General features: G+C 37.3%; 16 protein-coding genes and 1 tRNA gene. 9 read left to right on the top strand and 8 right to left on the bottom strand.

Features of this window, described 5'->3' with window-relative positions:
- Nucleotides 1–44: 44 nt before the first annotated feature.
- Entirely contained in the window at nt 45–839 is a 795-nt protein-coding gene (locus MED134_RS09010) for a universal stress protein (RefSeq protein WP_038598104.1), read from the top strand.
- 10 nt (nt 840–849) lie between these two features.
- Nucleotides 850–923: transfer RNA gene (locus MED134_RS09005), tRNA-Ala, on the top strand.
- Nucleotides 924–1,003: 80 nt separating this feature from the next.
- Here the strand turns inward: MED134_RS09005 and MED134_RS09000 are convergent.
- The 4 genes from MED134_RS09000 to MED134_RS08985 form a co-directional block, all read right to left on the bottom strand.
- Entirely contained in the window at nt 1,004–3,694 is a 2,691-nt protein-coding gene (locus MED134_RS09000; protein ID WP_038598102.1) for a PD-(D/E)XK nuclease family protein, read from the bottom strand.
- Nucleotides 3,695–3,761: 67 nt separating this feature from the next.
- Complete coding sequence (locus MED134_RS08995; protein WP_038598100.1) at nt 3,762–5,174, bottom strand: OmpA family protein; 1,413 nt, start codon at nt 5,172–5,174, stop codon at nt 3,762–3,764.
- Between the two features lie 120 nt (nt 5,175–5,294).
- The gene (gene kbl, locus MED134_RS08990) at nt 5,295–6,488 is read right to left on the bottom strand and encodes a glycine C-acetyltransferase (RefSeq protein ID WP_038598098.1); all 1,194 of its coding nucleotides are present in this window, start codon (nt 6,486–6,488) and stop codon (nt 5,295–5,297) included.
- Nucleotides 6,489–6,512: 24 nt separating this feature from the next.
- On the bottom strand, nt 6,513–9,650 hold the full coding sequence (locus MED134_RS08985; protein WP_038598096.1) for a UvrD-helicase domain-containing protein: 3,138 nt from the start codon (nt 9,648–9,650) through the stop codon (nt 6,513–6,515).
- 267 nt (nt 9,651–9,917) lie between these two features.
- Here MED134_RS08985 and MED134_RS08980 point away from each other — a divergent pair, with 267 nt between their 5' ends.
- Nucleotides 9,918–10,526 (top strand): superoxide dismutase, encoded by a 609-nt coding sequence (locus MED134_RS08980; protein ID WP_035326152.1) that lies wholly within the window; start codon nt 9,918–9,920, stop codon nt 10,524–10,526.
- A gap of 346 nt (nt 10,527–10,872) precedes the next feature.
- On the opposite strand, the gene MED134_RS08975 is transcribed toward MED134_RS08980, so the two are convergent.
- The 4 genes from MED134_RS08975 to MED134_RS08960 form a co-directional block, all read right to left on the bottom strand.
- Nucleotides 10,873–12,771 (bottom strand): amidophosphoribosyltransferase, encoded by a 1,899-nt coding sequence (locus MED134_RS08975; protein WP_038598094.1) that lies wholly within the window; start codon nt 12,769–12,771, stop codon nt 10,873–10,875.
- Between the two features lie 44 nt (nt 12,772–12,815).
- Nucleotides 12,816–13,748, bottom strand: coding sequence for a PfkB family carbohydrate kinase (locus MED134_RS08970; protein ID WP_035326150.1), 933 nt, complete (start codon nt 13,746–13,748; stop codon nt 12,816–12,818).
- A 207-nt stretch (nt 13,749–13,955) separates the two neighbouring features.
- A complete protein-coding gene (locus MED134_RS08965) occupies nt 13,956–14,591 on the bottom strand; it encodes a viroplasmin family protein (RefSeq protein ID WP_038598092.1) in 636 nt (211 codons plus the stop codon).
- 4 nt (nt 14,592–14,595) lie between these two features.
- Complete coding sequence (locus MED134_RS08960; protein WP_038598090.1) at nt 14,596–15,189, bottom strand: phosphoribosylglycinamide formyltransferase; 594 nt, start codon at nt 15,187–15,189, stop codon at nt 14,596–14,598.
- Nucleotides 15,190–15,366: 177 nt separating this feature from the next.
- Here MED134_RS08960 and MED134_RS08955 point away from each other — a divergent pair, with 177 nt between their 5' ends.
- From MED134_RS08955 to pyk, 6 genes are all read left to right on the top strand, one after another.
- Nucleotides 15,367–15,600, top strand: a complete 234-nt coding sequence (locus tag MED134_RS08955; protein WP_013750595.1) for an acyl carrier protein — start codon at nt 15,367–15,369, stop codon at nt 15,598–15,600.
- Between the two features lie 10 nt (nt 15,601–15,610).
- Nucleotides 15,611–16,864 carry a beta-ketoacyl-ACP synthase II gene (fabF, locus tag MED134_RS08950; protein ID WP_038598087.1) on the top strand — a complete coding sequence of 418 codons (1,254 nt, stop codon included), beginning with the start codon at nt 15,611–15,613 and terminating at the stop codon, nt 16,862–16,864.
- Nucleotides 16,865–16,871: 7 nt separating this feature from the next.
- Nucleotides 16,872–17,609: a ribonuclease III gene (gene rnc, locus MED134_RS08945; RefSeq protein ID WP_038598085.1), complete on the top strand. Its 738-nt coding sequence runs from the start codon at nt 16,872–16,874 to the stop codon at nt 17,607–17,609.
- An 89-nt stretch (nt 17,610–17,698) separates the two neighbouring features.
- The gene (locus MED134_RS08940; RefSeq protein WP_158407708.1) at nt 17,699–19,339 is read left to right on the top strand and encodes a sensor histidine kinase; all 1,641 of its coding nucleotides are present in this window, start codon (nt 17,699–17,701) and stop codon (nt 19,337–19,339) included.
- 99 nt (nt 19,340–19,438) lie between these two features.
- On the top strand, nt 19,439–19,921 hold the full coding sequence (locus MED134_RS08935) for an IPExxxVDY family protein (protein WP_038598081.1): 483 nt from the start codon (nt 19,439–19,441) through the stop codon (nt 19,919–19,921).
- Nucleotides 19,921–21,348: a pyruvate kinase gene (gene pyk, locus MED134_RS08930; protein WP_038598079.1), complete on the top strand. Its 1,428-nt coding sequence runs from the start codon at nt 19,921–19,923 to the stop codon at nt 21,346–21,348. The genes MED134_RS08935 and pyk overlap by 1 nt, the downstream gene beginning before the upstream one ends.
- Nucleotides 21,349–21,377: the final 29 nt, after the last annotated feature.

Raw genomic sequence — 21,377 nt, 5'->3', positions numbered from 1 at the left:
TTAAAAGTATTTTTGTAATCTTATGTAAAATTACAAATTACGGTATGAAAAATATTCTTGTTCCTATAGGTTCATCAAAGAGTGCGGTTAACACACTTCAATATGCAATAGATCTTGCTCAAGAGGTAGATGCAAATGTGTATGTTATCTCAGTGTTTCAAGAATTTTCTAAGGCAGGAAGCGCCTCAAAGTTAAACACCGTTCTTAAAGAAGATACAGAAAACACACTAGAGAAAGTGGTAAGTAGTGTAGATCATAAAGGAGTCTCTGTTGTTTCACATCCTATAAAAGGTGGAGTGGTAGATGGTGTAGAGCGTTTTAATAAACACGTACCTGTAGATCTTATGGTACTCTCACCACGCAGTAACTCTGTACGTGACGAGGTCTATCTTGGTAATACAACCGGAAAGCTTGTAAAAAGTACAAATATACCAGCCCTCATAGTGCCAGAAAACGAAACTTTTAAGCAGCCATCTCAAATACTAATGGCTTTTAAAAATGGAAACTTTGATAAAAAACGCCATTTAGAACCGCTTAAAAAAATGCAAAAGCATTTTGGCACAGAGATTCAACTTTTGCACGTTGAGACACCAGAGAGTGACGATAAGATGAAAAACGTATCTGACGACCTTAAGGAGATGAGTGCATCTTATAAGACCACCTCAAACGCAACTACCTATCAAGGTGTACTTGAACATTTTCAGTCTGTAAATCCAGATATAGTTTGTGTGGTGCGCAGGAAGAGAGGTTTCTTTAAGAAACTCTGGGAAAAAAATGTAGTACTCAAAAAAGAGTTCTTTACACCTAAACCATTACTCATATTAAGAGTTCAAGAGTAAATTTTATTTTGGGGGATTAGCTCAGTTGGCTAGAGCGTTTGACTGGCAGTCAAAAGGCCACCAGTTCGAATCTGGTATTCTCCACGTTTTAAAAAATAAAAACCCATCAATACATATTGATGGGTTTTTTATATGTTTTTAGTACGCTTTCGCGAAAGCGTAAACTACCTCTCTGTAAAGGGAATAGAAGGGTCTAATATTTCTTTTACCAATCTTTTTAAAACGGCCTCAAACTCCAAAAGGGTGTCTGCTGTGATCTCTTGGTTTCTATTGTATTTAAATGGTAGAAAGCCTGACTGTAGATTTTTGAAAGATATTATTCCCGCATTTACGGGAAACTGAAGAGGCTTCTTTTTGTGAAGCATAAATGCATACATAAGCACTTGGAATGCTTTTTCAAATTTACCTTCAGGCAGAAGCAAATCTTCATAAGACTTTAAGTTGAGATCGGTTTGTGTTACTTTACCGGTTTTATAATCTATAATGTTGAGGTGACCGTTGCGTTGTTCTACAAGATCTACCTTACCTCTTAGAGTAATAGTATCTGTGAGGGATATATCACGTAAATCATCTTCTACCGCTTGTATTATAACGGTATCGCCCTTTTTAAGCAAGGATATCTCTCTTTTGAGGTAATTGTGGACATAGCGACATATAACCGCGTAGATGATCTTATTTTTACCTTCTTGTATATGAGTTAGACCATATTCTGATTTGAATTGATTACGTACCTCTTGCTCAATACCTTTAATGAGATTTTTTAAAATATCTTCTGTAAGTATAATACCTATGTGTGGTTTATAGAGTTCCTCAAGGGTGTTATGGACTATGGTACCCATTGTATTTGCTGCAACGGTTTCTTCTACCTCATCGCTACTATCTATACCGAGAATATAGCGCTCGTAAAATAGCACTGGATTGCGTAAATAGGTGGTGAGTGCAGAGGGAGATATGCCTCTTTTGAGAAACTGTGATAATTTTGTAACCACCTCTGGTGTTTTTGCTATCACTTGCGACTTTTTGCTTGTACTGTGTGATGCAGGTGTAACTGTATATTTAGTAAGGTTATGAATTCCTTCTTCTTCTATCTGTCTTATAAAACGACTTTGCTCACTACTTCCTAGTCCGCTACTATGAGTTGTATATAATAGATCTACAGTAGAAGCCCTATGTAAAAGATGGTAAAAGTGATAAGCATATACTGCATCTTTTTCTGAATATGTAGGTAAATCATATAGCTTTTTAAGATCGTAGGGTATGTAGGAGTTTTGGCTCTTACCAGAAGGTAGTATTCCCTCATTAACAGAGGTGAGGATTACGTGATCATAATCTAGCACACGAGACTCTAAGACTCCCATAATTTGTAAACCTTGATCTGGATCACCTTTAAGATCTATAGTTTCTGAAGAAATAATATCACGATAAAAGAGGATAAATGTTGAGATATCACTTATATGCTCTCTTACTTCCATAAGTGTTTTTAACTTATTAAAAGCTACATAAAACCCATAGAGATACTCTACTTGTAAACTATTTTGAGTTTCGTCGTATATAGTTCTTAAGTCACTAATGATTTGAAGACAATTTGATACGGCGAGTTTTGGGTTATCATTCCACTCTAAAAATAAGGTCTTGGCAATATTTAGGTGCTCTTGGTTAACAGTATTTAGTAATACACCTGTAGAGATATAAATGAGGTTTTTAGATATAATCTCTTGTTGTAATGTTGTGGCTGTTTCTTTTAGTAATGCCTGAGTAATGGGATTGCGTAGTACTTTTAAAACATCTTTGTAATAGTACCCGTTAGTCTGTGGATTTTTTTTTAAACTAAGAAGTTGCTCAAAAAATGAAGCTGTTGGGGTTTTACCTATTGGAATACCCATAGTAATATTTACTTTATGGATGTGTGTAGGTAGTGCGTTAAGTACAGGTAATAATAATGCCTCGTCTCCTAGAATGATAGCAGTTTTGGAAAGTGCGTCTTGAGATGTTTTTTCAAGAATAGTTCCTAGAGTTTTGGCCTGTAGGACATCTTGTGAGCAGGCATAAGTATTTATATTTTTTGAAGTACTATAATTATCAAAGCTCCAAGAAAAGTCATTGGCGCTGTAATATGCCCAGTCTCGCTTGTATTTCTTTATAAAGAGATTAGTCTCGTGATATGGGTTTTTAATAAATGACTTTTCTGTATCCCAATAAATTTCCGAATTTCCTGAGGCTAGTATGGCCTGTATAATTTGTTGTTCTGCAGTATTAAGCGCATTAAAGCCTAGAAAAACGTGTCTTACCTGAGTAGAGGAAGATATGTAATGCTCTATAACTTCTACAGCTTGTCTATAAATATACCCTTGATGGACAGCATCAGTATGAAGTGATTTCTCGCAAAAGACTGTGTAAATCTCAAGCAAGTTGTTCCAGAAGTCTATATAATTTACAACTATCTCATTTGTAGATGAAGACCAATGATCTGATAGTTCTTTTATATCTTTAAGGTGGTTAAAGACTTTTTTTTGATCCAGCAAAAACCGATCTATTTCATTAAAGTCACTCAATATAGATTGAGCCCAGCCACAGAAAGTTTGGAAGCTTACCAGCTTTTCCTTCTCTACAACTTCTGTATAACTTTCAAAGAGATTAAATATTAAGTCTACATTGCTCGCAGATTTTAATCCTGTTATATGAGATATAAATTCTTCAATAGAGAAAATTTGTGGAGCAAATGAAGTTTTATGTGCTCTCTGAGCTATTTTCTTTCTAAGTGTATTACCAGCTCTTCGGCTAGGTAAAATAAATATGAGATTATCTGTATCTGTTACACTTTCCTCTTCTAGTACTACGTCTATAAAACTTTGCATAGTCTAAAATAAAAAACGCCTCGCAATTGCGAGGCGTTTTTAAGATTATAAAAATCTTATTTTATTTCTATTGCTCTAGAATAGAAAGCTCAACACGTCTGTTTTCTTGACGTCCAGCAGCAGTTTTATTTGAAGCAACTGGTCTAGCTTCACCAAATCCTTTAGACTCTAAACGAGACGCTGGGATTCCTTTTCCTGTTAAGTAGCTTCTTACTGAAGCAGCTCTCTGGTCAGAAAGGTCTAAGTTATATGCATCACGTCCTCTATCATCAGTGTGACCTTCGATAAGGAAACGAGTTGTTGGGTACTCCATCATTACTGATGCTACTTTATCAAGAGTCGCATAAGATTCAGTTCTGATTGATGCTTTGTTGTAATCAAAAAGTACTTTTTTAGTCTCAACGTTAAGGTCATTAAGAACTTCTACAGATACTTCTGGACATCCATTGTTTGCTACAGTTCCTGCAACGTCTGGACACTCATCATCTTTATCTAATACACCGTCACCGTCTTTATCTTGGTAAGGACATCCGTTGTTAGCACGTGGTCCTGCCTCATTTGGACAATTATCATCAGCATCTTTGATACCATCACCATCTGCATCTGGACAACCACCTAAAGCAGCGATACCAGCAACAGTAGGACAAGCATCCTTAGGATCAGGAATACCATCACCATCTGTATCAGGACAACCATCAAACTCTGCTAAACCAGCAACAGTAGGACAAGCATCTTTAGAATCTTGGATACCGTCACCGTCAGAATCTGGACATCCGTCAAACTCAGGAAGACCTGCGACTTCTGGACAAGCATCATCTTTGTCATATATTCCATCACCATCTGTATCTTTTCCTCCGAAAACAATACCTACAGCAGCAACGTGTTGAAAGTGCTTGATTCCGTCATCTTCAAAAGCGTGCTTATATTTAGATTGTAAACCAATATTGAAGTTTTCTCCTAACCAAATTTTAACTCCGGCAGCAGCATTTGCAGTTCCAAATCCACCTAACTCACCGTCTAGTGAACTTTCTACCCACGTATAACCAGCACCAACAGAAAGAGAAGGATCAAACCATCCACCTTCACCATTGATAAGGTCTCTTAAGCTATAAGAGAAATCTCCGTCAGCTCCGTAGTATTGTAATTCATTTCTTGGTCTTGAATCTCCTAATTTGTCAATTCTGTTTAATGAACCAGATACTCCAAATGTGAAACCATCCCCTAAGTAGCGAGAAACGTTTACATAAGAAACTGAAGGTACGATGCTCCAGTGATCTTCAACATTATAAAATTCTTCAAATAAGTTTCCTCTCATTTCAAGGTTAGTACCAGCCTCACGAATTGCGTCACCTACTGGGTATGTGTCAATTGCGTTTGCTCCGACTGAGATAGCCCAAGGATTGTTTGCGTCTTGTGCATTCACTGATCCTAAAGCAAGAATCATAAGTGCTGCAACTAAAAATCTGCTAAGATGTTTCATTGTTTAGTCTTAAATTTTAAGTGTTAATTACCGACAAAAGTAAGTTGTTAAAATTAATCAACAAAGCTAAAAGTACTAAATTTTTCCAAACCTCCCTTACAAACAGGGGGTAAGGACCGTTTAAATTACTTTCAAATCTTTTCCTACTTTTGTAAAAGCCGCCATCGCAGCATCAAGATGTTCAATAGAATGAGCCGCACTCAATTGTACACGAATACGTGCCTTTCCCTTTGGTACCACGGGGAAGAAGAAGCCTATCACATATATACCTTCTTCTAAAAGTGCGTCTGCCATATCTTGTGATAACTTTGCATCATAGAGCATTACAGGCACAATTGCCGAGTCTCCATCTATAATGTCAAAACCAGCTTTTTTCATTCCTTTTTTGAAATATGCTGTGTTTTCTGCTAGCTTATCTCGTAAAGAAGTGTCTTTTTCTAATAAATCTAAGACTTTTATTGAAGCACCTACAATGGCTGGAGCAAGAGAATTTGAAAATAAGTAAGGACGACTACGCTGGCGTAGTATTTCTATAACCTCTTTTTTTGCAGTTGTATATCCTCCCATTGCGCCACCTAGTGCCTTACCTAATGTACCAGTAATAATATCTACACGACCTAAAACACCTTTTTCTTCTAGCGTACCTATACCGCGCTCACCTATAAAACCTGTAGCGTGACATTCATCTATCATTACAAGAGCGTCATACTTATCTGCTAGATCACAAATCTCATCTAGTGGAGCAACAAGACCGTCCATTGAGAACACACCATCTGTAACTATAATTTTGTGGCGAGCACCATTTTCGTTTGCTTTTTTAAGTTGCTCTTCTAGATCTGCCATATCATTATTTGCATAGCGATATCTCGCAGCTTTACATAAGCGCACACCGTCTATAATAGAAGCGTGATTAAGCGAGTCAGATATGATAGCATCTTCTTTACCTAGTAGCGGTTCAAAAACACCACCATTTGCATCAAATGCAGCAGCATATAATATAGTGTCTTCGGTTCCATAAAATTTCGCAATACGCTGCTCTAATTCTTTATGTATGTCTTGTGTACCACAAATAAAACGTACAGAACTCATCCCAAAACCGTGAGTATCCATAGTGTCCTTTGCAGCTTGTATTACTTCTGGGTGTGATGACAGCCCTAGATAGTTATTTGCACAAAAGTTTATAACCTCTTCTCCTGTAGAAATTTTGATTACCGCGTCTTGTGGAGATGTGATAATACGCTCTTTTTTATAGAGTCCTGCATCTTTAATTTCTGCAAGTTCTTTTTGTAAATGTTGTTGTATACTACCGTACATATGTGTTTGTTTTTTACAAAGGTATTAAACCGCGACTACTTCTATCGTGCTGTCTATATAAACAAGCAGTTTATGAGTTACGTCATAACCCATCTCTTGATATAACCCGGCGTAGGTTGCAAGTTGTTTTGCATAAGAGTCGTTATGGGCACCCGTTTTATAGTCTATAATCATAGTACTTCCGTCTGGAGTAACTACAACACGATCAGGTATGTAAAAACGACCATCACTAGCCAGTATCATACGCTCATTATAAACGGTGTTTTCTTCTTCAAAAAATAACTTTAGGTCTGGATGTGAGACAACCTGATTCATTATGCCCGTCATAACCTTTCGGCTTTCTTGAGGTATGATACCGTGGCGCACAGCATCGTCTACTACGGCTGTAATCGTATTGTGGTTTGTAACAGCGGCCATTAACTCGTGTATGAGATTACCGTAAGTAATTGCATTTTGCTTTTTCTCATCCCATAAAAAACTAGCCTGAGTAATTATTTGTATACCTAACTCTTCTTTGGCTGTAGACCGAATGGTGGGTGTAAAATTTTGATAATCAGAAGTTTTGTTTTTTTTAATAGCGGCTGTTTTGCTGCCAAAACTATATTCTCGCTGGTCGTTATTCCACAAATTGTTGTTTTGAAGATAATCGATAAAAAGGTCACTATATGAACCTATTTTTTTTACGCTTTCGCGAAAGCGTGATAACACGTATAACCGCTCAGAAGCTCTAGTAAGCGCCACATATAAAACATTAATGGTGTCAAATTGTTGCTCATTATTTCTTTTTTCAAAAAGAGCAGTACCTGCCTCTCCAAAATCGTTAAGCGCATTATTATGTGGGACCATTAAAGTGTTAAAACCATTAATATCTTCATTTTCCATAGGGAACCACTGGTGCTCGCCACGAGTGCGATACAAGTCTGAGTCTGCATAAGGATATATAACTACTGGAAACTCAAGCCCTTTTGATTTATGAATACTCATTATCTGCACAGCATTGTCTTGTGCTGGTGCTACGATACTTGCTTTTTCTCTTTTTTCTTCCCAGTAGTCTATAAAACCTAAAACACCACCACTGTGTGCTTGAGCATAATTATAAGCCAGATCGAGGTATGCCACTACATATGCATCAGATATTGGAGCTAAGTAAAAGGAGCGTATAACGTACTCTATATACTCATAAAGAGAGAGGTTTTTTAAGTAATCGAGATGTATAAAAACATCAAAAGCTTTGAGCTGCTCTAAAAATTCTGATAATGTGCTAGCCGTATGAGTACTGTAAAAATTATGGGTGTCTTTTATATTATAATGTGCTCCCAAAAAGTAAAGTACAGCAAGTCTATACTCTAACTGTTTTGGAAAAGAAAGCATTGTGATAAAGTTGTGTATAAACTGCACGGTAGGAGAATTTTCGATAAGTAAACTCTCTGAGGAGACAACCTCTGTACCTGCCTCTTGTAAAACTTGAGCAATGTGTGTACCGTGTTTATTACTTCTGGTAAGTATACAAATATCACTATGTAAATAGCCTTGTGAAGTGACGTTCTTTATGATTTCTAGAATGCGCTCAGGGTAGAGTAGATCTGCTTCGGTATTATTTTCATAATCAATAAACTCTAGAGATACATACCCATTCTTTTTGCTAGTTGTGCCTTGTGCATTATCTGTTTTATAAATCTCACTATAGAGCTCATTATCAAAGTGTACGGCAAGGTGTGTAAAAAAACTATTATTAAAATGGATAATAGACTCATTACTTCTATAGTTAGTATCTAAACGAGCCACGGTAGCCTCTGTAGTAAAAGGATTAATCTGGTGGCTAAGAGCAATAAACTGCTCTGCCTCACCACCGCGCCATCTATATATAGCTTGTTTTGGATCACCTACGAGTAATAAAGAATTGCTTACTTCATCACTAGAGGCGCTACTTATCGTATTATCTATAAGTGGGACGAGATTGTCCCACTGCATCACAGAGGTATCTTGAAACTCATCTATAAAGTAATTTGTATATCGCTCACCGAGCCGCTCATATAAAAATGCAGCAGGTTGGTCTTTAAGCGATTTTGAAATGAGGGCATTAAAATCTGATATGAGCAATACATTTTCTTCTTCCTTAATAAGGTCGAGCTCCTTTTTAATAAGGTGTAAAACAGAAAGAGGTATAAGCTTAGAGCGAAAAGCCTCATACTTCTTTTGCTGCGAGGCAAGAGATTTTAGTTTTAAAAAGTCGTCTACAAAGCGATTTCTATTTGCATCTATTATAGATTTTATATCATCTTTTTGTCCCTTTGTGTAAAATGCATACTCCTCGATATTGTCTTTATAACCCGAGCCAGAATATTTTAGACCTTTTATGCCACTAGCCACTTGTACTATAAACTTATAGTAATAGCCGCTGGCAAAACTTTTTTGATCTAGACCTAATGTGTGTATAAAGTCTAAAAGACTTTCACCCATTTCTTGCTGTTTGCTAGCCAGAGACTTAATTTGAGTGTTAAGAAATGTAGCAAGCTCATCAAAGTCTGATAATGATTTGCTTTTAAGAAGTTCTAGCGCCTTGAGATCATTTTCATTATGTAATAGCGAGGCAATTTCTAGTAAATCTCTACTTATGTCCCAGCTCTTATCATCATCTGCTTTTTCAAGAGCAAAATCTACGAGTACCTTAGTAATGGTGTCGTCTACACCCACTTTTGCAACAAGAGCATCTACAGCTTGTGCGCTGAGCGTTTTTTGATCTAGAGACACTTCAAAACTGCTAGAGATATTAAGATCTTTTGCAAAGGTGCGTATAATTCTATGCGTAAGTGTATCAATCGTAACAATATCAAAAGCAGCATAATTATGTAAAATTCTATTGAGAATCTCCTTTGATTTATGCACCACCTCATCTACCGGCAAGTTACTAGCGCTAGCCAGATCATCTAGCATATCTGGTTTATCACCCTGCTTATAATCACCTATGGCTTTAAGAGTTTCGAGCACTCTGTTTTTCATCTCGGCAACTGCCTTGTTTGTAAAAGTGATTGCAAGTAAATGTCTAAACTTATTGGGATCCTTACTTTTAAGAAGCGTAGTGATGTATTGCTTTACAAGACTATATGTTTTACCAGATCCTGCAGAGGCATTGAGCACAATAAATGTATTCTTTTCGGTCATAGCACTAAGATAGCAAAAAGCCACCCATAAAGGTGGCTTTGTCAAACCTCAACCTAATAATTATATAGACACCTATAATACCCCTAAAATGAATGTCTATGTTTATAAGACCTTTATTTTCTAAACGGTTGCGTTAATTTGTTGTGTTTTATTACGCTTTCGCGAAAGCGTACACCTATTTATAAGAATTCTATAACATAAAGAATACCTTACTTTATGTAACTTTGTTAAAATCAGAATTGAAGTTTAACCAAAAACGAAAGAGAAATGTCATTTACCTTACCAGAATTACCATATGCAAAAGATGCTCTAGAGCCTAACATAGATGCAAAGACTATGGAGATCCACCACGGCAAGCACCACGCTGGATATACAAATAAACTTAACAATGCCATAGAGGGAACAGACCTTGAAGGTAAGACTATAGAAAATATACTTATTAACCTAGATATGTCTAACACTGCTGTACGTAACAATGGTGGAGGTTTTTATAACCACAGACTTTTTTGGGAAGTTATGTCTCCAGACGGTGGAGGAGAGCCTACGGGTGAACTTGCAGAGGCTATAAACGCAGCTTACGGAAACTTTGAGTCTTTTAAAGACAAGTTCTCATCTGCAGCAGGAGGACAGTTTGGTTCAGGATGGGCTTGGCTATGTGTGCACGAAGGTGGAAAAGTTGAGGTATGCTCAACACCTAATCAAGATAACCCACTTATGCCTAAAGTAGGTTGTGGAGGAACTCCTATCTTAGGGCTTGATGTATGGGAGCACGCATACTATCTTAATTATCAAAACAGACGTCCAGATTATGTAAATGCATTTTTTAATGTAATAAACTGGGAAAAAGTAAGCGCTCTATATGCTCAAAACAAATAAGCGATAGTTTATATAAATTAAAAAGGTCCATTCATCAGAATGGACCTTTTTTTTATGTCTTAACTTTTTAAGAGCATCTTACTCTAGCAGAGTTTATAATGAGATGTGATAAAATCCTTTAATAAGAAATTGACTACATCACTTTATGTAAAGATTGCGCATAAAAAAAGGTGGAAAGATCCACCTTTTTTTGCCCCAAATCTACCATTAACTTAACCTACTTATGCTATGGCTTTGCTAATATAAGAGTCATTTTTTAAGTATGATGCAATTTTTAGACAAAAAACTCAATTTTTAGACGAAATACACAGTTTTTGAGCAATTTATGATTTAATTAAGAAGGCCGTTAGTAGGCTCTTTCTTTATTTCCTTCTACAAAGTTTATAAAGGCTTTGTTAACCACACGGTGTCCACCGTTTGTGGGGTAGTCTCCGGTAAAATACCAATCTCCTAGGTTTTCTGGACAAGCTTCGTGTAAACTCTCTACCGTTTGATAGATAATTTCCACTTCGGTTTTTACAGTGTCATCTGTGAGAAGCTCTGCTATTTTTTGAGAAACCTCACGCTGTGTAAATGGTTCGTAAATACGCTTTACATAGTTCTTAACGTGCTTATCTTTAAGATCTACTTGTTCTTTACATTGTTTATATACTTCATCTATAAGATCTTCCTTGCCATTGTCTTTAAGTAAAGCTATAGCTGCTCTAAAGGCAATAAAATCTTCAAGTCTCGCCATATCTATACCATAACAATCTGGGTATCTAATCTGAGGGGCGCTTGATACTACAATGATTTTGGCTGGATTTAAACGAGCCATCATTTTGATAATACTCTTTTTGAGAGTTGTACCTCGCACGATACTATCGTCTATAATTACTAGCTTGTCTTCCGGCTTTATTACTCCATAGGTCACATCATAAACGTGTGCTACTAGATCATCGCGACTACTATCTTCTGTAATAAATGTACGAAGCTTTGCATCTTTTATAGCTATCTTCTCGGTACGTAGTCGCTGTGATAAAATCTCTGTGAGCTGTGCTTCTGTAAGGTCTCCCTTTGCAGCGAGAATTTTTTGTCCTTTTTGTCTATTGAGCTCATCTTGTGCTGCTTCTACCATCCCGTAAAAAGATGTTTCGGCAGTGTTAGGTATAAATGAAAAAACAGAGTTTTTTGTATCGTGATCTATACTTTCTAATACTCGAGGCATAAGAAGACGACCTAGCATTTTACGCTCTTTATATATTTCGGCATCAGAGCCTCTTGAGAAATAGATACGTTCAAAGGAACAAGCTTTTCGCGTAAGCGGTTCTAAAATTTGCTCTACTGTAAGCGTTCCGTTTTTCTTTACAATAACTGCGGCACCTGGATCTAGCTCTTTTACCTCTTCAAAAGGCACGTTAAAGGCTGTTTGTATAACTGGGCGCTCACTTGCTACCACGGCTACCTCGTCATTTTCAAAATAATACGCAGGACGTATACCTGCTGGATCTCTTAGTACAAATGCATCTCCGTGACCTAGAAGCCCTGCCATTGCATAACCGCCATCCCAATCTTTTGAAGCACGGCGTAAAATTTTTGCCACCTTAAGGCGCTCTGCAATTTGAGGTGAGGCTTGTTGTTTATTAAAGCCTTCTTTTTTTAGTTTTTTGTAAAGTTTTGCTACCTCATCATCAAGGAAGTGACCTATTTTTTCCATCACTGTGATGGTATCTGCTTGCTCCTTAGGGTGCTGTCCTAATGACACGAGCTTGTTAAAAAGCTTGTTTACATTAGTCATATTAAAATTACCCGCAACTATGAGGTTACGGTGCATCCAGTTGTTTTGACGCAAGAAAGGGTGTACACTCTCTACACTGTTTTTTCCAAAGGTGCCATATCGCACGTGACCTAATAGTAACTCACCTATGTAAGGGACATTACTTTTTTGCCAGGCTACGTCATCCTTTTTATCTGGATTTGCTGTCATAAGGGTATTGATACGCCCATTAATCTCTGCAAAAATATCTTGTATGGGTTGTTGTGCCGTAGAGCGCTGTCTTGAGATGTAACGCTCACCCGGAGCAACATCTAGTTTTATACTGGCAAAACCAGCTCCGTCTTGACCACGGTTGTGCTGTTTTTCCATCATAAGGTACATCTTGTTTACACCGTAAAAAGCGGTACCGTATTTTTCTTTATAAAATTCTAGTGGTTTTTTTAGTCTTATTACTGCAATACCACATTCGTGCTTAATAGCGTCACTCATAGCTTTATAAAACAAAAGCGCTCCAGAAAATTGGAGCGCAGGATTTAGTCGTTTATGTTTATATCAAATTGAACAAGTTGTTTAAACTGATGCAATCTTTCTTTGATTTCTTCTGGGGTTACAGATTGTAATCGCTCTGTTCCAAATTTTTCTACAGTAAAGGATGCTAGACAAGAGCCATATATAAGAGCCGTCTTCATTGTTTCAAAAGAAGTGTCTCCTGCTTGTGCAATATAACCTGCAAATCCTCCTGCAAAGGTATCTCCAGCTCCCGTAGGGTCAAAAACGTCAGACAGTGGCAGTGCTGGCGCAAAAAACATTTTATCACCTTCAAAAATAAGTGCTCCGTGCTCACCCTTCTTAATGACTACATACTTAGGCCCCATCTCGTGAATCTTCTTTGCAGCAGTCACAAGAGAGTACTCACCACTTAACTGGCGTGCTTCCTCGTCATTTATAGTAATAACATCTACTTTTTTGAGCGTAGTTTTAAGCTCGTCAAGCGCGATATCCATCCAGAAGTTCATTGTGTCTAGTATCACAAGCTTAGGCTTTACATCCATTTGCTCGATAACACTAAGTTGTACTTGTGGTTGCAAGTTACCTAGCATTACAATAGGTGCTTCCTTATGAGATGCAGGAACCTTAGGAGAAAAATCTGCTAGTACATTAAGCTCTGTTGCTAGTGTATCTCTAGAGTTCATATCGTTATGATATTTACCACTCCAGAAAAATGTTTTACCACCTTTTACAACCTCTATACCGTCTGTGTTAATACCTCTCTCTGCAAGAAAATCAAGATACTCTTGAGGGAAGTCATCACCTACTACGGCTACGATGGCTGGATCAACATTATCAAACTGTGCCGCAGCAAGTCCTATATAAGGAGAAGCTCCCCCAATAATTTTATCTGTTTTTCCAAAAGGTGTTTCTATAGCATCAAAAGCGCAAGAACCAACAATAACCAATTTACTCATCTATAATTTTTGTGCAAATATACGGTTTTGAATGTTTGACAACTCAACTTTAAGGAGACGGCTTTCGCGAAAATTTTAAATTAAATTATACAAATAAACTGGCAATAAAACTTTTTAAAGCATCCCAGTTTCTTATAACCAGCGTGGTAAGAAAAGCCGAAATTGCCATCGTATATATTCTCTTTTTTTCTGTGTTCATAATCATACTTATTTCCTTCCAAAATCTGCTGGAATTTCTCCCCAGGCTTTGGTTTCCCATTTTACGATGGTGGTTGTATAGGTGTTTGTTTTAAGCCACTGCTCTGCCCGTGTGATGAGGTCAAAAACATCTTTGTTTTTTTGACTTTGTTTGAGGTTAGTCTTGCAATGCTTCTTTTTTACCCAGCCTATTGCTATACGGGAGTCACTATATATAAGACGGTCGCTACCTATCTTTTTTAAGTATGCCAGCCCGTGTACAAGGGCTAGAAACTCTCCTATATTATTAGTCCCTTGTTTAAAAGGACCTTGGTGAAAGAGTTGCTTTACTGTTTGAGTATCTACCCCACGATATTCCATCACGCCTGGGTTACCAGAGCTTGCCGCATCTACCGCTATAGAGTAGAGGTTAGGCTCGCCGTATGTTGCTTTTTCTTCGGCGGTGAGTATTTTTTTCTTTTTTGAGGAGCCTTTAAAGTCATTATAGTCTCCATTGTAAGCGGTTTTTGCTTTAGCAAAGGTGTCAAAACTCTTGTATTTTGCCCCAGCATAACCGGTAATCATTGCCTTGCAATCTTTCCAAGATGTATAGATTCCAGGTTTTTTACCTTCCCAGACCACGTAGAATTTTTCTTTTTTTGCCATCTCTCTAAGATAAGAACTTTGCGATTACCTCTGGAAAGTGCGTGTATTCTAGCTGGTGTATTTTTTTGGCAATTGCTTCTGGGGTGTCTTCTGGAGTGACTTCAACTTTGGCTTGAAATAAGAAATCTCCCTTATCATACTCGGGTGTTACCTTGTGTATGGTGATGCCTGTGTGAATTTTTTGAGTGGGATTCTTAAGGTATTCCGCTTTCGCGAAAGCGTAAACAGCCTCGTGCACATTCATTCCGTACATCCCTTTACCGCCAAAGTTAGGTAGCAACGCAGGGTGTATGTTTATGACCTTATCTGGAAATGCCGAAATGATTTTTTCTGGAAAAAGCCATAAAAAGCCAGCAAGAACGATAAGATCTGGCTTTGTTGCAGTGAGTAAATGCAGTACATCATCACTTTTATAAAAAGCTTTTCTGTTAAAACTTAATGCGGGTACATCTAGCTTTGTGGCGCGGTCTAAAACTTTGGCACGCGGGTTGTTAGTAAGTACTTGCACGACTTGTGCATCCGTACAATCCCGAAAATACTCTATAATACGCTGGGCATTTGTACCGTTACCCGAGGCAAAAATCACAATTCGTTTCATTTTTCTTGTTGCTGTTGTGGGTGCGAAATAAAGAAATATTAGTAACTATTTGAAGGTTATAGAAAGGAACTTCTTTTATATTTCCGTAAATTACCTTCACATTTTTGAGTTGCAAACTTGTTTAACCGTAAAGTTTGTTATTTTTGCGACTTAAATAAAAATTTAAATTAGAAAATTATGTCAGACATTGCATCAAGAGTAAAAGCGATTATCGTAGACAAATTAGGAGTAGACGAAAACGAAGTTGTAACTGAAGCAAGCTTCACAAACGACCTAGGCGCTGATTCACTAGACACAGTGGAACTCATTATGGAGTTTGAAAAGGAATTTGATATCCAGATTCCAGATGATCAAGCAGAAAATATTGCGACCGTAGGTCAAGCAGTATCTTATATAGAAGAGGCTAAATAAGTCCCTACATATGGAGTTAAAGCGAGTAGTAGTTACCGGACTTGGTGCACTTACCCCGATAGGAAATAATATTCAGGAATACTGGGAAGGACTTTCTACAGGGAAAAGCGGGTGCGCGCCCATCACCTATTTTGATGCAGAAAAGTTTAAAACGAGGTTTGCTTGTGAACTTAAAAACTTTAATGCTCTCGACTTCTTTGATAGGAAAGAAGCTCGTAAGCTAGACAGATTTGCTCAGTACGCATTGGTAGCCTCAGATGAGGCTATCAATGATGCGGGCATAGACCTTGACTCTGTTGATAAATTTAGAGTTGGGGTTATATGGGGAGCCGGTATAGGTGGTCTAGAGACTTTTCAAAACGAAGTTCTAAACTTTGGTGCTGGAGACGGTACCCCTAGGTTCAACCCATTCTTTATCCCAAAAATGATTGCAGATATTGCTCCTGGTAATATTTCTATCAAGCACGGTTTTATGGGGCCTAACTATACAACGGTTTCTGCCTGTGCGTCTTCTGCAAATGCGATGATAGATGCTCTAAACTATATACGTTTAGGTCATTGTGATATTATTGTAACTGGAGGAAGTGAAGCTGCTGTTACACCAGCAGGTATGGGAGGTTTTAATGCAATGCACGCCTTATCTACCAGAAATGATGATATGGAGACGGCTTCTAGACCCTTTGATGCAACCAGAGATGGTTTTGTACTAGGTGAGGGAGCAGGAGCATTAATACTAGAAGAATATGAACACGCAAAAGCACGTGGTGCAAAGATTTATGCAGAGGTTCTAGGTGGAGGTATGTCAAGTGATGCTTATCATATGACAGCACCACATCCAGACGGTATAGGTGTAGAGCGAGTGATGCTTAATTGTTTACGAGATGCAGGTTTAAGCCCTGAAGATGTAGACCACATTAACACCCACGGTACATCAACACCTCTAGGAGATGTTGCAGAGCTTAAGGCTATTTCAAAAGTTTTTGGTGAGCACGCCGCAGATATTAATATTAATTCTACAAAATCTATGACAGGTCACCTACTAGGTGCAGCTGGAGCTATAGAGTCTATTGCAGCAATACTTGCAATGCAGCACAGTCTCGTTCCTCCTACTATAAATCATACTACTGTAGATGAAAATATAGACCCATCTTTTAACCTTACGCTTAACAAAGCGCAAGAAAAAGAAGTAAATGTTGCAATGAGCAATACCTTCGGTTTTGGAGGGCACAATGCTTGTGTATTATTTAAAAAATTAGACGCTTAATATATAGATGAGTACGTTTAAAAAAATATTTAACTCTCGTGCTGAAAAGGACGGGAGTTTTTTTATGCGTATGCAGTCCATTATAGGTTTTAAACCTAAGAATCTTGCGATTTATGAAAAGGCATTTACACATAGATCTCTAGGCCTTAAAAAGGAAGATGGAAACCCGCTTAATTATGAGAGACTTGAGTTTTTAGGGGATGCTATGCTAGGGTCTGTCATTGCAGCGCACCTTTTTAATGAAGTACAAGGAGGTAATGAAGGGTATCTCACAAAAATGCGATCTAAAGTAGTAAGTCGTAAACATCTCAATGAGCTAGGGCGTGATCTTAACCTTGTAAGATATGTGAAGGCTAGTATACCTATAGATAACTTTGGTGCAAACATACACGGTAATCTCTTTGAGGCCCTTGTGGGAGCTATATACCTAGATCGCGGTTATCGCTATTGTGAGAAGTTTATAGCAAAGCGAGTTATAGAGCCTTATGTAGATATTGAAAAACTAGAAGGGCGGATCATAAGTTATAAGAGCGTTCTTATAGAGTGGTGTCAAAAGGAAAAACATACCTTCAAGTTTGAAACTTTTGAAGATACGGGTCAAGATGCAGTAAAGCACTTTGGTGTGCGTCTACATATAGATGGTAAAATTATTGCTAAGGCACGTGCTACAAGTAAGAAAAAAGCCGAAGAGATAGCCTCAAAACGCGCATTTTATGCATATCAACGAGAAATTGAGTCACAGTAGACTTTAATTTATAAATCATTTCACTACATTAGCGACGTAATCATCTTTACCTTAGCAGATTAAGTTCTAGAGCAGAAATGCTCATAATTATGTCAGTGAAGTTTCCAAAAAAATATTATCTCGTATTTACACTACTCGCACTAGTTACAGCGCTTGCGGTAAACTGGGTAACTTCAAATATTGCCAAACAAAAAGAAGAGACACAATACTTACAACTTGATAGAGCAAATAAAAGAGCCGCATTTGAGTTACAAAGCTCTTTAAACACTTATGCTGCTCTTGTCTCTGGTATTAAAGCATATATAGAAATCACAGATGGTGAGTATCTAGAAGAGGAAGACATAAAGTACCTCTTAGATATGCAGCTTAGAGATCTATCCATACCTCCACCATTTAGTATTTCATACTTAGACACAAATCATATTTTTCAATTTGATTTTACAATGAAAAAGACTGCCCTTGAAAATTTGGAGGGTACTTCTTTAGAAAAAATCATAGGTAAATCTGGTATAAGTAGGATGGACACTTTAATGCGTAGTAGTAAATATTATGCATCAAATCCTACAAACCTTATAGAAGGTATTGTAGGTCTTCCGTTAGGTTTTGGCATACTAGATGACAATGGAGTATCTAAAGGTTATATTACAACCGTAGCAGAGTTTGCGCCTATAATAGATCGTGTTTACAAGAATGTAAACAAAGAAGATTTTGTCTATAGATTTCAAGCAGGAAACGGAAATTACTTTGACCGTGCAAAATCTTATAATGGTCAAAAGTGTTATGCAAAAACAGAAGACCCAGAGTACTTTAAAAACTTTAACATCCCAGATGAGTCATATGTATCAACCACAGTAAATTTTTATAACAAAAAATTTGTAGTGAGTACCGCATATAAGCGCCCACAAGAGAATAGTATGGTTATGTTTATAACCTCTTTGATCTGGTACTTAGCCTTACTAGGCTTTATGCTATTTTTAGTTATACAGTTTTACGTTTATGAGCGTAAGGACAAAATGATAGCAGCTCAAAATAAACGACTCTCAGAGGTAGTTGCTACAAAAAATAAATTTTTCTCTATTGTAGCTCACGACTTAAGAAGCCCTCTATCTTCTGTGATAAATTTTTTGGATGTTTTAAAGCAAGAAGAGTTTAAGAGTAAGCAAACTGCTGCTATTATAGATTCACTAGAAGATTCTAGTCGCAACAGCATATCCTTACTAGATAACTTGCTCAAGTGGTCTAAGCTAGAAACAGGTCAAATAAAGTATGAACCTATACCCCTAGATATTCTAGCTATTACAAAAGATCAAATTAAGGTATATAGCGATAATTTAAAGCAAAAAGGGATAAACGTGCGTCTAGAATCTAGTTTTAAAGGCACAGTAGAGGGCGATAAAAATATGATTGCTACAGTGATAAGAAATTTATTATCTAACGCGATTAAGTTTTCAAATGACAATGATATCATAGTCATAGAGTTCTCAAAAACAGCTCAAGATTTTATTTTTACAATAGAAGATAACGGGATAGGGATGACAGATGCTTTTCGAAAAAAAATATTCAGTCTCACAGAAACTACTGTTCAAAAAGGAACACGTAATGAGAAAGGCTCAGGGTTAGGCCTTATATTATCTAATGAGTTTATAAAAACCCACAACGGTGATTTAAGTATAGAATCTCAAGAAGGTAAAGGAACCATAGTCACATTTACATTACCTTTAAAATCATAAAAAAACACCCAATTTTAACGAAAACGTTTACGTAAGTTTTACATATCCCCCCACTTGCTTTAGATGCTTCTTTGTATCTTTCTCACTTGCTTTATCACTATGGGAATGTATAAAATTCTTTTAGAAGATTCCATTGGTTATGACTTCACACTCATAGCCATACACGGTTCATTAGAGCCCTATTATCTAGCATATTTACTTAATAAAAATTTAGAAGTTCGCTTATCCAGAACCCGCGAAGACCTCTTATTAACACAATATGATAGCACAACAAGATATCCTTGTTTTGAATTTAATGATAAGCAACAATATATAGACTACTACGTGTTTTCAAACAAGTCTAAGGTGGCGGTAAGTCAAAACCTTTCTCAAGGCTTATTTGAGTCACAACAGAGCCTTAAAACGGCTTATTTTATACCAGAGCTACCACAAGTAGACTATTTTATAAAAGTAATTGAGGATGGTAACGCTTTCGCGAAAGCAAAAACCTTAAAAACCTTAAATCAAATACCGCAAATCGTTACGGCATATGACGTAGACGTAAGCACACTAAAAAATAAAGAACACTTAATTTTTGAATAATGTCGAAAAGAAAAAAAACCAAAATTGTTGCAACCTTAGGGCCAGCAACTAGCAAGAGAGAAGTTTTACTCGATATGATGAATGCCGGGGTAGACGTTTTCCGTATCAATTTTTCGCACGCAGATTATGAAGACGTTAAGGAGCGCGTTGCAATGATACGTGAGCTCAGTGAAGAGACAGGTTTTAACACCTCTATCCTTGCAGATTTACAGGGGCCTAAGCTTAGGGTAGGTAAAATGAAAGAAGAGGTAATCGTAAACCCGGGAGACATCATTACCTTCTCTACCGAAAAAGAATTTGAAGGAACAAAGGAGCGCGTTTATATGAATTATAAGCAGTTCCCTAGAGATGTAAAAGCCGGTGAGCGCATCTTACTAGATGACGGTAAGCTTATGTTTGAGGTCATTAAAACAGACGGTAAGACAGAAGTAGAAGCAAAGGTGATACAAGGTGGACCACTACGTTCTAAAAAGGGAGTAAACCTACCTAACACAAATATATCGTTACCAGCACTTACAAAAAAGGATGTAAAAGATGCCATTTTTGCGCTAGGGCTTAAAGTAGACTGGATGGCACTCTCATTTGTGCGTCACGCAGAGGATTTACAGCAATTACAAAAACTTATTAAAGAGCACTCAGATCATAAAGTGCCTATTATTGCAAAAATAGAGAAGCCAGAGGCTGTAGAAAATATAGATAAGATTGTGGCTTACTGTGATGCTCTTATGGTGGCTCGTGGCGATCTTGGAGTAGAGATACCAGCACACGAAGTACCACTTGTACAAAAGCAATTAGTACTAAGAGCAAAAAAGGCAAGAATACCAGTAATTATAGCTACCCAGATGATGGAAACTATGATCTCAAGCCTTACACCTACACGTGCAGAAGTAAATGATGTGGCAAACTCTGTAATGGATGGAGCAGATGCTGTAATGCTGTCTGGAGAGACATCTGTAGGTAAGTACCCTGTACAAGTAATAGAAAAAATGGCGTCCATATGCCGTAATGTAGAAGATTCTGACTTAATAAAAGTGCCACAAGCACCACCACACATTAAGACTAAACGTTACATTACAAAAGCAATATGTTATCACGCTGCTCATATGGCAGATGAGATAGATGCAAAAGCGATTACAACACTTACTAATAGTGGGTACACTGCTTTCCAAATTTCGGCGTGGAGACCATCTTCACATATACTTGTTTTTACATCAAATAAGCGCATACTTACACAACTCAACTTGCTTTGGGGGGTAAAAGCATTATTTTATGACAAGTTTGTAAGCACAGATGAAACTGTAGAAGATATAAGACAGCTTGCGGTAGATACTGGTATTGTACATAAAGGAGATATGCTTATTAATCTCGTTGCAATGCCATTACCAGAGAAGGGTATGGTAAATACGTTAAGAGTTTCAGAAGTATAAACGCTTTAAATTAATATAAGAAAGGAGCC

Source organism: Dokdonia sp. MED134 (genome assembly GCF_000152925.2).
Classification (GTDB): domain Bacteria; phylum Bacteroidota; class Bacteroidia; order Flavobacteriales; family Flavobacteriaceae; genus Dokdonia.
This window is presented reverse-complemented; position numbering and strand designations above follow the sequence as displayed.

What these genes read in the sequence shown, in the direction of transcription:
- MED134_RS09010 (WP_038598104.1), top strand. Translation starts at nt 45, where the DNA reads ATGAAAAATATTCTTGTTCCTATAGGTTCATCAAAGAGTGCGGTTAAC.
- MED134_RS09000 (WP_038598102.1), bottom strand. Translation starts at nt 3,694, where the DNA reads ATGCAAAGTTTTATAGACGTAGTACTAGAAGAGGAAAGTGTAACAGAT.
- MED134_RS08995 (WP_038598100.1), bottom strand. Translation starts at nt 5,174, where the DNA reads ATGAAACATCTTAGCAGATTTTTAGTTGCAGCACTTATGATTCTTGCT.
- kbl (WP_038598098.1), bottom strand. Translation starts at nt 6,488, where the DNA reads ATGTACGGTAGTATACAACAACATTTACAAAAAGAACTTGCAGAAATT.
- MED134_RS08985 (WP_038598096.1), bottom strand. Translation starts at nt 9,650, where the DNA reads ATGACCGAAAAGAATACATTTATTGTGCTCAATGCCTCTGCAGGATCT.
- MED134_RS08980 (WP_035326152.1), top strand. Translation starts at nt 9,918, where the DNA reads ATGTCATTTACCTTACCAGAATTACCATATGCAAAAGATGCTCTAGAG.
- MED134_RS08975 (WP_038598094.1), bottom strand. Translation starts at nt 12,771, where the DNA reads ATGAGTGACGCTATTAAGCACGAATGTGGTATTGCAGTAATAAGACTA.
- MED134_RS08970 (WP_035326150.1), bottom strand. Translation starts at nt 13,748, where the DNA reads ATGAGTAAATTGGTTATTGTTGGTTCTTGCGCTTTTGATGCTATAGAA.
- MED134_RS08965 (WP_038598092.1), bottom strand. Translation starts at nt 14,591, where the DNA reads ATGGCAAAAAAAGAAAAATTCTACGTGGTCTGGGAAGGTAAAAAACCT.
- MED134_RS08960 (WP_038598090.1), bottom strand. Translation starts at nt 15,189, where the DNA reads ATGAAACGAATTGTGATTTTTGCCTCGGGTAACGGTACAAATGCCCAG.
- MED134_RS08955 (WP_013750595.1), top strand. Translation starts at nt 15,367, where the DNA reads ATGTCAGACATTGCATCAAGAGTAAAAGCGATTATCGTAGACAAATTA.
- fabF (WP_038598087.1), top strand. Translation starts at nt 15,611, where the DNA reads ATGGAGTTAAAGCGAGTAGTAGTTACCGGACTTGGTGCACTTACCCCG.
- rnc (WP_038598085.1), top strand. Translation starts at nt 16,872, where the DNA reads ATGAGTACGTTTAAAAAAATATTTAACTCTCGTGCTGAAAAGGACGGG.
- MED134_RS08940 (WP_158407708.1), top strand. Translation starts at nt 17,699, where the DNA reads ATGTCAGTGAAGTTTCCAAAAAAATATTATCTCGTATTTACACTACTC.
- MED134_RS08935 (WP_038598081.1), top strand. Translation starts at nt 19,439, where the DNA reads ATGGGAATGTATAAAATTCTTTTAGAAGATTCCATTGGTTATGACTTC.
- pyk (WP_038598079.1), top strand. Translation starts at nt 19,921, where the DNA reads ATGTCGAAAAGAAAAAAAACCAAAATTGTTGCAACCTTAGGGCCAGCA.